Source organism: Paenibacillus albicereus (assembly GCF_012676905.1).
Classification (GTDB): Bacteria; Bacillota; Bacilli; order Paenibacillales; family Paenibacillaceae; genus Paenibacillus_O; species Paenibacillus_O albicereus.
The window spans coordinates 4,728,676-4,741,615 of sequence record NZ_CP051428.1; the positions used below are offsets into that span (position 1 = coordinate 4,728,676).

Sequence of the window (12,940 nt, forward strand, 5' to 3'; positions counted from 1 at the left end):
TTGCTACTCCTTTCGCTGATCCACGCCTGTCGGGATATGGATCGTGATCTTGGTGCCTTGGCCGCTGGACGATTCGAGCTCCAGCCTGCCCTCCAGCAGCTCGACGCGCTCGCGCATCCCCATCAGGCCAAAATGGGCGTTGATCTTGGCTCTCGACTGGATGAGCTCGGCGTCGAAGCCGATCCCGTTATCCTGGACGGCGATCTTCACCATCTGCGACTGATAGGTCAGCTCCAGCGAGACATAGCTGGCGCTGGCATGCTTCATCGCATTCGTGAACGCCTCTTGAACCAGACGGTAGATGCCCGCTTCCATGGCCGAAGGAAGGCGGATTTCCCGCCCGATCGTCTCGAACACCGTATGAATTCGTGTTTTTTCCTCAAAATCCTGCACATACTTACGCAAAGTGGGAACAAGTCCTAAATCATCTAGCGCCATCGGTCGCAAATTGAATATAATTTTACGAATTTCTTCCAATCCTGACCTGACCTGCGCCTTTAAGTCTACTAATTCGTGCTGCACCATCTGAAATTCCTGCTTTACCAGCATTCTTTCTGCAATTTCTGTCCGCAGGACGAGATTGGCCAGCGACTGCGCCGGGCCGTCATGAATCTCCCGGGCGATGCGCTTGCGCTCCTCTTCCTGAGCCAGAATGATTTTGAGGCCGATCAGCTGGCGGTTCTTGGCCGATTCCAGAATGCGAGTCACCTGGGTCAAATCTCCGGCCAGGTATTCCAGCACGACATTGATCTGGGAATGGATCGTCTCGGCCCGCTCGACCGAGCTCTCGACATTCTTCACCCGCTTCTGCAGGTCGTCGCGGCGCGCCTTCAGGTAGGTCTCCTTCTCGCGGTACACCATCAGGTCAAGCTGCAGCTGCGTCGCCCGCTCGTAGGCGTTCTTGATGTCTTCTTCTTTATAGCGCACGAAATCGCGGCTCACTTCGGTCAGCCGGATGCGGGCAAGGCGATACTCCATCTCCAGCTTGTCGACCTTGTCGATCGTCTGGACCGTATCCTGAAGCACCTGGTTCAGCTCCTGCTCGAGCGTCAGCATTTCCTTGCGCGCGGATTCGCAGATTTCATAGATTTGGTATTTGCTGTCCTCCATGACCTGAATCGCGTTCTTGATTACCCGGTCGATGTCCACAATGCGATTGTCCACTTTCATCACAGCTGCCTTTCTGTAGCTGGATAATCCTGCGATTGCGGCAAAAACGGCGCTGCCGTCCCTAAGGACGGCAGCGCCTCGCGTCGACAGGTCACTCTCTATGATACCATACGCTTCCATGGAGGAGGTCTATCATTCGACGGTAATCCGCTTAGTCGCTCCGTCCCATTTTACGGCTAGTCCCATCTGCTCAGAGACGACGCGGATCGGGACCAAAGTCCTTCCCCCGCGCTCGATCGGGGCGGCTGGAGCGGCTGCGCGCACGCCGTTCGCCACCAGCTCCTTGCTGCCGATGACCAGCTCGAGCAGCTTGGCGCCTCGGAGCACCGACACCCGCTTGGAAGCCGCGTCATAATCGACGGCGCTGCCGAGCGAGCTCGCGACGAAGCGCAGAGGCAAGTACGTCACGCCGTTCTGGATGTACGGAGCGGAGTCGAGCGCAGTCGTCTTGCCGTCCACCATCGCCGTCTTGCTGCCGGCCTTCATCTCGATTTTCGCTTTGACCGGCTCCGGCACCGACGCCGGAGCGTCGACCGAGACGTTGTCGAACGCGATCGTGCCTGCAGCCGTGCGTTCGTCCGCCCCGTCCTTCAGGCTGGCGACATAAAGGCGCGTCAGCTTGACCGGATACTGGACCGCCTTGCCGGACTCGGACAGCGGCGCCTTGATCGTGCGCCAGCCGGTCCAGTCGACCGCTTTGGACAGCGTCAGCAGATGCTTGGCGCCTGCGGCGTCCGTCAGCTCCGCCCGGGCCCAGTTCAGGCTGGCGTCGCCATGCACGTCCACGGAGATCGAGGCCGGCTGGCCGTCGATCGGAACGCCGGCGCCGAACGAGGCGTAGGCCGCCCGCGTGTCGGTCGAGCCGTTCGTGAAGTCGTAGCTCAAGCTGAGCGCGCCGCTGCCGTTGTCGGCGGCCAGGCCGCTCGCCAGCTGGGCGCCGCCCGTCACGCCGGCGGTGGAGGTGAAGGAGAAAGCCGGCTGGAGCTTGTCGAAGTCGGCCAGCTGCTTGCTGCCGCTTCCCTTGGCGAGCGTCAGCAGCGCGGAGAAGCCGTCGTAGCGGGCGATGGCGTAGCCGACCTGCGCGCCTTCGGAGACGCTCTGGACCGTCAGCTTGTCGCCGCTGCGGGCCGCCGTGAAGCCGCGGAACTCCCATTTGACCGCCTCGGCGGGCAGCGTGTAGGTTCCGCCATCCTTCAGCGTCGCCGTCACCGGCACGGCCAGCTGCGTGCCGGCCTCGAGCGCGCCTTGGACCGTGCCGATCTTGAGCGACTGGATCGCGTCCGCGCCGACGACGACGACGGGCAGCTTGTCCGTCGCCGCGCCCGACTTGACCGTAACCGAGCCGCTGCCCGTCTTGGAAGCGGTGAAGGTGTTGCCGTTCCAATCGCCCGCGATGCCCTGGGCGCTCCAGCTCGCGCCGAGCCCGGCCGGATCGAGCGGGTTGTAATGCTGATCGTATGCCTTGAGCTCGTAAGCGGCGGATTGACCGAGGAACAGCACGCCCGAGCCGCTCGCCTTGATGCCCTTGATCGCGCCCTGCGGCGCGGACGTGAACACGCCGAGTCCGTTGGAAACCTGGCGCATCGTCGTGCCGTATTCCGTCGGATGGCCGAGCTGCAGGCCGAACTCGCCGAGCGGACGAGCGACCATCGTCGTCGAGCCGCCGCCGTCGAAGTTGACCGCCTTGCTGACGCCGAGCTCGACGAGCACCGATTGCAGCTCCGCGAGCGTCAAGCCGGAGCTGCTGCCGTTGTCCTCGGCCGTCACCAGATACACGGTGCGGCCGTCCGCGGAATAGCCGCCTGCCGTCCGCGACCGCGCGGACGAGCCGCTGATCGACGAGACGCTGCGGGAAAACGCCGCGGCCTTGCCGTTCTCCACGAGGATCGTATGTCCGCCGACCATCGTCTCGAAGCTGGACGGATCGACCGTCTGCTGCGTCGTCAGCGACTGCAGGCGGTAATCGGCGCTCGCCGGCTGGCCGACCTGCAGATGCTCCCGCACGTAGGCGGCCGCTGTTCCGTGCGCGCGCAGGATGAAGCCGTCCGCCGGAGGCGTCATCGGCAGCGCCGTGCCCTCCGAAATTTGCGTCACGACGCCGCCTTGCACGAGCACCTCGGTCGGGGTGGCGTAGCTCGCTCCCGCCGGCCGGCTCGGCTCCGTCCAGGCGCTCGTATACAGGTAGAGAGCATTGGCATGCGAGTAGCCTTTGGTCGGAAACTCCGTGCTGTACGAAGACTGGTTCATGCCGCTGAGAGCGAACGTCGAGCCGTCCCCGGCCGTCACGCTGCCCTGGAAGCTGTAGCGGTCGATGACCGCCTTGCGGTCCTTGGTGACGCCGAACATGTACATGCCGGTCAGCTGCATCGGGCTGACGAGCAGCGAGCCGCTGCTGATCTGCGCGCCCATCGGCGCTCCGTCGGAGGAGGCGGTCTGGAAATAGTCCGCGTTGATGCCGGCGACCGCGCCGGCGTTCTTGGCCATGTTCAGCACGCTGCTGCGGCCGGTGACGACGCCTTTCTGCCCGTTGACGGCGTTCAGGCTCACATAAGGATCGTTGAGGTCGATTTTGATGACATGGATATTGGACTGGACGGAAGCGCCGCTGCGCGTGCCTTTCCAGAGGTAGTCGATGCGCTGCGCGCCGGAAGTAATCATCTCCTGGCTGACGACGGTCAGCTTGGCGCTCGCGGCAGCGGCCTGGCCGACGGGGGACAGGAAGCTCATCGCTCCGGGCAGCTGGGGCGCGAGCGCGGCGAGCGGCTGGATGACGAGCGCGGCGCCGAGCGTGCTCACGAGCACGCGGCGCACGAAGACGCCTCGCGCCGGCTTGCGCGGGGAAGACGGGACGGCGTGGACTTGGACTTCGTTGCGGCGACGGTTGGTGCGGCTTGCCTGTTTCATATGAGATGCAACTCTCCTATCTGTTTGCCTTCATTCAGTTCGTCTAGCACATGAATGAATAGACTTCCAGAATAGAGAAAAGTTGCGAGGTGATAGATTAGTCTTTTCAGCTCGATCGGCATGAACGACTTTTTCTATGAAAATAGCAAAAGCGACCGCTCGGGCCAAGGCCGGGAACGGTCGCGCAGTCGGCAAGCGGGCAAAAATGCGGCTAAGCTTTCACATGAGCCAGCTTGTCGGGGTTGCGGATCAGATAGAGCTTTCGGATGCGGGTGCCGGAGGCATCGGCTTCGAGGCAAAGGATCGACTCGGCCTCGCCCGGCTTGGCCAGCAGGAGCAGCTGCGGCTCGCCGTTCAGCCTCACGAGGCGCTTGAGCGCCGCTCGGGCGGAATGCAGAATCTTGGGAGAGGCGAGGAAGGAGAGGACGCGCTCCTTGCCGACGATCGGCCGCATCGCCGCTCGGACCTTGCCGCCGCCATCGGTGACGAGCACGGCGTCGTCGCTCAGCAGCTCCCGCAGCTCCTCCACGCGGGCCCGCTCGAACGCTTCCACGAAGCGGGCGATCAGCTGCTCGCGGGCGGCGCCCCCGCGCGCGGCATCCGCCTCGTCCTCTTCCTGCGGCTTCATGGAAACGGCCGCCCTCCCTGCTCTGGACTCCTTCCTGTCCGCTGCGGCCTCCTCCTTCTCCCCCCTTGCCCGGCTCAGCTTCCGTTTCGCCCGGCTGCCATGCTGCCGGCAAGCGGCAGGCGTCTTGCCCAGCATGATCGCGATTTCCTCATACGCATACCCATAGGCTTCGTGCAGCACCAGCACGGCGCGCTCCGTCGGCGTCAGCTGCTCCAGCAGCGTCATGAAGCCGTAGGTCAGCCGCTCCCGCTGCTCGGCCGCCTGCTCCGGCAGCTCCGGCCCGTCCGGGTCCGGAAGCGGCTCAGGCAGCCATTCTCCCGCATAGCGCTCCCTGCGCCGCCGGGCGGAGCCGAGCAGCTTGAGCGAGCGGTTGACCGCGGCCCGCACCAGATAGGCCCGGCTGCTGCGCAGCTCCGGCAAGCCTCCGGCATGCAGGTCCGCGAACAGCTCCTGCGTCACGTCCTCCGCGTCGGCGACGCTGCCGAGCATGCGATAGGCCGCACGGAAGACGCTGGAGCGCTCCGTCCGGTACAAGCCCTCCAGCGCCAGCTCCCCTTCCCGGCCCTCCGCTCCATCCGTCCGCCGCTCCCGTCCACCGCCGGCTTCCTCCTTCTCCATCCCGCTCTCCTCCTTATCGATCCAGGCCGGAACCGTCTCCCTTCCCAATCGGTCCGTCGAAACACCCCGGGTACATGCCGGTCGCGATCGCGATCCGGTTCCACGCTCCGATCGTATTGACGACCAGCAGCAGATCCACGACGCCGGCCTCTCCGTACCAGCGGACCGCCTCTTCGTAAACGTCCTCCGGCATGCCGCCGTCCGCGATGAATGCCGCGCGCTCGGCAAAAGCCAGCGCCGCCCGCTCCGCCTCCGTGAACGCGGGGACCTCCCTCCATACCGGGAGGAGCAGCAGCCGCTCCGCCGGCTCGCCCTTTCCGAGCAGGTCCTTGCTGTGCATGTCGACGCAGAACGCGCACCCGTTCATCTGGGACACGCGAGTCTTGACCAGCTCCTTCAGGAGCGGGTCGAGGCCTCGTCCCGCTGCGGCCTCCAGCCCCTGCATGGCGCGGTAAGCCTCCGGCTTCGCCTCTCGGTAATTCATTCTCAGCTTCATGTCGAACTCCTCCTTTTCGCAGGCTCTGCCCGCGTCTAGGAATGAAGACCGAACAGCCCGAGCGAGTGTGACAGCAAGACGAAAAAAACCGGCCTGCTGCCAGGCCGGCGAAAATCAAGTCGGGCAAATATCCCTAGACGTCGATCATGTTCAAGTATTGCAGCATGCGCTTCATCATCACGACGGCCTCGGCCCTCGTCGCCTTGCCGGCGGGGACGAACTGATCGGCCTTCTGGCCGTTCAGCACGCCGATATAGACCGCCTTGGCCGCATAGCTCTTGGCCCAGCTCCCGATCTTGCCGCGGTCCTTGAATTTTTCCAGGTAGCTCAGCTCCTGCTGCGGCGGAACGATCTTCATCTCGGCCGCCTCGACAGCCCGGATAATCATGGCGGCCATCTCCTGGCGGGAGACGGGATCGTTCGGCCGGAACTGGCCGCCGCTGCCTTCGACGATGCCGGCGGCGGAGGCGGCGCCGATGTAGGCGGCGGCCGCTCCGAGACCGTTCGTATCGCGGTAGGCCGAGGAGGCGGCAGCCATGTTGCCCTTCAAGCCGAGCGCCCGCGAGATGAACTCGGCCAACTCCGCGCGGGTGATCGTCTTTTTCGGCTCGAACGAGCTGTTCGTGCGCGGACGCACGATCGCTTTGGCCGCCAACGCGGAAATGTCGTTCTTGGCCCAGTGGCCCGCGATGTCGCTCAGCACCGCACTGCCCCGGGCGATGGCGAAGACCCCGCCGTCCCGGTGCTTCAGCACGACCGCGGAGCCGCTGCCGGCGCTCTGCGTCTTGGTCGGCACGTAGCTCATCAGACTCGTCTCCGCATCGTAGAAGACGCCTGCCGCCTGCGCGGCTGGAATCGGGGAAGCGGAGCGGATCGTCGTCGTCATCATCCGCTTGAGGCCGCTGTAGGCGACCTTGGCCGCGCTGCTGCCGCTGACGAGCGATAGATCGATGCTGATCGGGCCGGCCAGCAGGCTGGCGCCCGCGCGGCTCATTGCGAATTGCAGCGTGCCGGCCAGCGAGCTCGCGCCCGAGTCGAGCGAGAGCAGCAGATAGCCGGTCGTGCCGCCCGCATTGAGCAGCTTGGCCGTTTTTTCATAGTCGATCGCCTGCAAAGGAAGCTCTACGGTCAGCGTATCGAACTGCACCTCGAACGAGGCGTTCCCGGCGCTGCCCATCGCCTGCTGCAGCGACGCGAGCGGAAGGGCGACCAGACCGGCCTTGTTCGCGTCCGGCACCTTGAAGCTCACCTTGGACTGGCCGGCGGCGCGCGCGGCCTGGAAGGCCGCCGCCAGCCGCTCGTTGAGCACCGTATAGCGGGTTGCGACGCGGCCGGCGGGAGAGACGTCCGAGCTCGTCGAGACGTCCATCTGCGTCAGCTGGCCCGGAGTCGCGCCGCTGGCGCCGCCTCCGGACCCGGTGCTGTCGCCTGCGGAAGCGTTGGCGATCGCGACGGAGGAAAGGGCAGGCGCCGCGTCGCCCCCTGAAAGCCGCAGCGCATTGTAGGTCGGAGGGCTGTACGTCAGCGTCAGCGTCTGTCCCGGCGCGACCGGGCTGCTCAGCTGCAGCGATACGGCGAGGCCGGAGATGCTCACGCTGGACACGGGAATGAGCGTGCCGTTCGCGCGGAACGAAAACTGCGCAGGCGACGGAACGGCTGTCGGATCGAGCGCCATGCTGTACAGCAGCGTGACGGCCGTGCCGGAGGCGCTGCCGGACAGGAATGCGGGATAGGTGCCGCTGACGCCAGCCTCGCGGTTGCTGAAGCTCTCGGCGGCATTGCCCGCCAGATCGGCGAGCGGCGGCACGCCCTGGACATAGCTTACCTTGACCGTCGTGCCGGTCGTCAGAGAGCCGGCCAGCGTCAGGATCAGCTTGTTGCCCTCGACGGTCACGCCGCTGATGCTCATCGAGCTCGAGCCGTTCAAGACGGCGAACTGGCTGCGCAGCGGCAGCAGCGTTCCGTTCAGCCCTTCATTGTACGTAAGGGTGACCTTGCTGCCGGAGGCTGTCACGTCGGTCAGCATGGGCCGGCTCGTGTCAAGCAGGTTCTGGATGTAGGCGCCGCTGAATGCCGCCAGCAGGTTGCCCGATTGGTCCATGACCGGGTTCGTGCCTGGCGCATAGTTGATGTAGGCACCGCCCGCTCCTCCTGCCGCCGAAGTCAGCTTGAACGTCAGCGCGTTGCCGCTGACGGACGGCTCGGCCAGCGTATGGTAGCGCCCGTCCACATAAAGCGAGAACTGCGAAGTCCACTCCGCCTTCGCCGGACCGAGCGCATCGCTGAACAGCAGCCTGAGCTGGCTGCCCGAAACGGTTCCGCCCGTCAGCTTGGGCTGAGCCGCCTGGGCGTCATAGGTCGCCTGGCGGCCGGAGAAGCCGGCTGCGCGGGCGCCGCCGAGACCGCGGATCGCGCGCATGCTGTCCGGGTCCGTCGGAGCGGTATAGGCGACCGTGACCTTTTGCCCGTTCAGGATGCCGCTGCGCAGCTCAAGCACGACCGTGTTGCCCGCCACGCTCGCCTGGCTGATTTCCCGCGCTGCGGAAGCATCGTTGACCGTCACGTAAAAGCTCGCCGGGTAAGGCACCGCGGCCGGGTCCAGCTCATTGTCGTAGGTGAGGCGGATTTTGGAGGGGCTGAGCATCTCCACCTTGCTCAGAGCGGGCGCTGCCGCCGTCGCGCGCAGCGTCTTGAACCGCCACTGATGCTCGTTGAGGATGCCGCCGAAGCCGTTGCCCGCGCCGTCGCGAATGCTGTTCACGCCGATCTCCATATAGTATTCCCCGCCGCCCGGCAGAGGTGCGTCCGGACGGATGACGACCGTATCCGGGCGATCCGCCGGCACGTGGGCCTGGACCGCATAGGTGTCGGACGAACCAGCCCTGCGGATTCGGATCTGATGGCCGTCGCTCAGCCGCACCGGCTCCGTGAATACCGCCTCGAACGAGGCGATCGTCGACACGGAATCGCTGCCGCTGGCGGGCCGCAGCATCAGGATGGACGGCGGCGTCCAATCGCGGGTCGCGGTGAAGCTCCAGGCCGAGCTGCCTGACAGGCCAGCGAAAGCGGTCCCGGCCGCGTCGCGGACAGCCTGCGTGCCGATCTCGACGTAATAGCGCGCTCCTTCCTGGAACGCGAAGCGCGGATTGATCTGGATCCGGCTGCTGCCGAAGCCCGTGACCTGGTCGGACGTGACCGGGATCGTCGCCGCGATCGCCGAATCCGGCAAGCTGCGCACGATGATGCTGCCCGATCCCGGATAGACGGCCCGGTCGAAGCTGATCGCCAGCTTGCTTTCGCCGGCCGCGATCGTCTCCCCGCCGCCCGGAGACAGGCCGGTCAGCGACGGCCCCTTGCTGTCGCTGACCGCGCGGGTCGCGAATGTCCAGGCCGCCGCGTCGCGGATGCCGGCGAACAGCAGGTCGCCGCTGCGGAATGCGGCGGCATCGACCAGCACATAATAAGCCGTGCTGCCGGCAAGGCCGTTATGCGGAAGCGCGACGCTCCTGCCGCCGTCGGCGTAGCTCAGCTGATCCGCGCTCCAGCTTTGGACCGTGCTGTTGTCGGATACTTTTTTCAGCTCGATGCGCTTCGGCGAGGCGGCGCTGCTGTTCGGGCCGACCGGCTTGTCGAACGTGAGCCGCAGCGCCGTCCCGACGTCGACGCCTTGACTGGCGTTGGCGGGGCTCATGCCTGTCACTCCAATCGGCGAAGCCGCCGTCTGGAAGCTCCAGCTCATCGGTCCGGACCGGTTGCCGGAGCCGTCCTGCACGAGGCCCGCCGGGGCGCTGACCGTGTACGACTGACTCGGCAGCAGGCCGCTCGGCGGCGCGATCGACAGCACAGTCGTCCCTCCGCCGCTGACCAGCGTCGAGGTGATGCCGATCGGCGCCGTGTCTCCGGTCGATGCGTTCGTCAGCTGGAGGAAGCCCTCGGCCGGAAAAACCGCTTCGTTGAAGGTGACGCGCAGCGCCGAGAACACCGATGCTGCCCCTTGGCCCGAATTCGGACTGTATTCCGTCGCATACGGCGCGGAGGTGTCCGGCTGAGCGGCGGTGAAGTTCCACTCTGTCGCGCTCGAAATGCCGGCAAAGGCTCCGCTGCCCGACTGGCTGACGAAGCTGCCGCCTTCGATGAGCACATAATAAGACTGCCCCGGCTCGAAGGGCCGATCCGGCTGGATCGTCACCCGCGACGCGTTCGAGGAGTCGACCGCCACCCGGCTTTCCGAAACGGCATAGCTCGCCCATACGGCGTTGTCCGAGACCTTGCGGATGGAGATCGCCGCGGCACCGTTGCCTTTTAGGACCGGCTCGTCGAAGAACAGCGAAAGCCAGACGTTCGCCGGTGCCGCCGCAGCGTCGTCAGCCGGATACTTGCCCGCTGCGACAGGCCCCCCTTGGGCCGCATAAACGGTTCCGGCCTTCCATCCGGCCGCAGGCAAAAGCGTATGGACGAGAACGAGCAAAGCGACAAATCCTTTCAACCACATTCGTTTTCCCACGATCATTCCTTCACTCCCCGAGTTGAACATTCGTAGTTACTTTGTCGGTCGCGGCGGAGGGAATGTTTAGGAAAAATGGGGAAAGCGATAGCAGCTGCACGCAAAAAAGCCCCTGTTCCATAAGGATGGAAACAGGGGCTTGCCATACGCTTCGATCGTTTAGACCAGTGCTTCCTGCTTGAGCAGGGAAGCCTTGTCCACGCGCTCCCACGGAAGATCCACGTCCGTACGGCCGAAGTGTCCGTAAGCGGCAGTCTTGCCGTAGATCGGGCGACGCAGGTCCAGCATCTTGATGATGCCGGCCGGACGCAGGTCGAAGTTGGCGCGGATGAGCTCGACGAGCTTCTCCTCGGCTACTTTGCCCGTGCCGTACGTGTCGACGTTGATCGAGACCGGATTGGCCACGCCGATCGCGTAGGCCAGCTGGATCTCGCACTTATCGGCGAGGCCAGCGGCCACGATGTTCTTGGCTACGTAGCGGGCTGCGTAAGCGGCAGAACGGTCGACCTTCGTCGGATCCTTGCCGGAGAACGCGCCGCCGCCATGGCGAGCGTAGCCGCCGTAGGTGTCGACGATGATCTTGCGGCCGGTCAGGCCTGCGTCGCCTTGCGGTCCGCCAATGACGAAGCGGCCGGTCGGGTTGATGAAGTATTTCGTTTCGGCGTCGAGCCACTCCGCCGGAACGGCAGGAGCGATGACATGCTCGCGGATGTCCTTCTGTATCTGCTCCAGCGTCGCCTTTTCGTCATGCTGCGTGGACACGACGATCGTATCGACGCGAACCGGCTTGCCGTTCTCGTCGTACTCGATCGTGACTTGCGTCTTGCCGTCCGGACGAAGGTAGTCCAGCGTGCCGTCCTTGCGCACTTCGGCCAGACGACGGGCGATGCGGTGCGACAGCGCGATCGGAAGCGGCATGAGCTCCGGCGTCTCGTTCGTCGCGAAGCCGAACATGAGGCCTTGGTCGCCGGCGCCGATGTCTTCGTTCTCTTGATGGACATCCTTGCCTTCGCGCGTCTCGATCGCAGCGTTGACGCCTTGAGCGATGTCGGCCGACTGCTCGTTGAGCGAGGTCAGCACGGCGCAGGTCGTGGAGTCGAAGCCATACTTGGCGCGGGTGTAGCCGATTTCCTTGATCGTGCGGCGCGCGATCGCGGAGATGTCGACGTAGTCCGCACGGCTGCTGATCTCGCCGATGACGAGCACGAGACCGGTCGCGACGGATACCTCGCAAGCTACGCGGGCATGGGGATCCACTTCAAGGAAAGCGTCGAGAACTGCGTCAGAAATCTGGTCGCATATTTTATCGGGATGGCCTTCCGTTACGGATTCCGAAGTAAACAGGTGTCTTCCTTTAAGGGACAAGCTGATCGACCTCCTAGAACCATGGAATGAGAAAAGGATGATGTCTTAACAAAAAATCAACCTTTTCCCATTGGAAAAGGTCGGGTAGACAACTCTTCTAGGACACTATGATAGCCCAACTGTCGGATCGTGTCAATGGACGGAATCCCTTGGCAGAAGGCGGCTTCCGGCAGTTTAGCGCCTAGTGCGGCAGAGGAGTTCATCGCAGGAAAAGAACGTGAACTCCTTCTGCTCGCGCTGCTTTATAGCCCGAGCATCGATTGCTCGGCTTTCGCGACCAGACGCTTCGTCATTTCGCCGCCGATCGAGCCGGCTTGACGGGTCGCAAGCGATTTCCAGTGGACCGTGCCATAGCTGGACGCGTGTCCGGCTGCCCCAAGCTCACCGGCAAATTCCGTATCGGCCGAGCCCGGAGCCGGAGCCGCATACAAGCCCAGTTCTCCGGCAATTTCATATTTCATCTGATTGAGCATTTCTTTGCATGCAGGGACGACGACGCGGTTCGATTTTGCCATTGGACCAAGCACCTCCAAAGGATTGGGATAAGATAAGGATGTGCTAGTAGCTTGCCGCCTTGCCGTGTCCGCTACGCGTATAACCTGTTGCCACTGCGGGAAAAATATCCCGGTGCTCGACTCACTTCTCGATGGTCTTGATTTCGTAAGCCCCGCGCACCATGACGGTGAGGCCGGTCTTCATGCCTTCGGCCGAGCCCACTCCTCGACCGCCTCGAGGGAAGAGGATCAGATGATTTTGCGGCACGCTCGCGCCGGACTTGATGTCCACTCCATCCGTCACGTCCGCGATGCCGTTGCTGTCGGGGCTGTAGGCGACCGCCTTGCCTCCCCGCACGACGACCTCCGCGCCGTCGGCGGCAATCAGCGTCTTGCCTGCCGGCACGTTGATGACCTTGATGCCTCCGTCGTCGGTGCTTCCGCCGGCTGATGAGCCCGGCGTTGCCGTCGGAGCCGAGGTTGGCGATTGCGTCGGCGAAGGCGTGCTGGTGGGAGCGACCGCTCCTCCCTTCAATGCCTCGGCGATCTTCTGATCGACGTAGCTCTTCGTGACGACCGGATCGTCAGCCGTTCCCGGAACGGTGCCGACCGAGGCGGTCGTGCCCGCGGACGAGGCATAGGCTTCCCCGCTCCATGTCGCTTGAATGGCTTGCCACTGGGTACCGACTCCAATTGCTGCTGCCAGCGCGATTACCGCTGCAGCTTGCTTCCCTTTTTTCATCAAGTATCTCCTCCTGAAT

Annotated in this window: 8 protein-coding genes; all 8 read right to left on the reverse strand. The window is 64.3% G+C overall.

Annotation, left to right across the window (positions count from 1 at the left end):
• Window positions 1-3: 3 nt before the first annotated feature.
• The 8 genes from HGI30_RS21175 to HGI30_RS21210 all read right to left on the reverse strand — a co-directional run bounded on the left by HGI30_RS21175 (window position 4) and on the right by HGI30_RS21210 (window position 12,921).
• Complete coding sequence (locus HGI30_RS21175; RefSeq protein ID WP_168910030.1) at window positions 4-1,170, reverse strand: sensor histidine kinase; 1,167 nt, start codon at window positions 1,168-1,170, stop codon at window positions 4-6.
• A gap of 132 nt (window positions 1,171-1,302) precedes the next feature.
• A complete protein-coding gene (locus tag HGI30_RS21180; RefSeq protein ID WP_168909318.1) occupies window positions 1,303-4,074 on the reverse strand; it encodes a stalk domain-containing protein in 2,772 nt (923 codons plus the stop codon).
• Between the two features lie 211 nt (window positions 4,075-4,285).
• A complete protein-coding gene (locus tag HGI30_RS21185) occupies window positions 4,286-5,320 on the reverse strand; it encodes a sigma-70 family RNA polymerase sigma factor (RefSeq protein WP_168909319.1) in 1,035 nt (344 codons plus the stop codon).
• A 13-nt stretch (window positions 5,321-5,333) separates the two neighbouring features.
• On the reverse strand, window positions 5,334-5,816 hold the full coding sequence (locus HGI30_RS21190) for a carboxymuconolactone decarboxylase family protein (RefSeq protein ID WP_168909320.1): 483 nt from the start codon (window positions 5,814-5,816) through the stop codon (window positions 5,334-5,336).
• Between the two features lie 133 nt (window positions 5,817-5,949).
• Window positions 5,950-10,320: an Ig-like domain-containing protein gene (locus HGI30_RS21195; RefSeq protein WP_168909321.1), complete on the reverse strand. Its 4,371-nt coding sequence runs from the start codon at window positions 10,318-10,320 to the stop codon at window positions 5,950-5,952.
• A 159-nt stretch (window positions 10,321-10,479) separates the two neighbouring features.
• Window positions 10,480-11,685: a methionine adenosyltransferase gene (gene metK, locus HGI30_RS21200; protein WP_168909322.1), complete on the reverse strand. Its 1,206-nt coding sequence runs from the start codon at window positions 11,683-11,685 to the stop codon at window positions 10,480-10,482.
• Window positions 11,686-11,927: 242 nt separating this feature from the next.
• Window positions 11,928-12,200, reverse strand: coding sequence for an alpha/beta-type small acid-soluble spore protein (locus HGI30_RS21205; RefSeq protein WP_168909323.1), 273 nt, complete (start codon window positions 12,198-12,200; stop codon window positions 11,928-11,930).
• A 121-nt stretch (window positions 12,201-12,321) separates the two neighbouring features.
• Window positions 12,322-12,921: a hypothetical protein gene (locus HGI30_RS21210; RefSeq protein WP_168909324.1), complete on the reverse strand. Its 600-nt coding sequence runs from the start codon at window positions 12,919-12,921 to the stop codon at window positions 12,322-12,324.
• Window positions 12,922-12,940 lie beyond the last annotated feature (19 nt).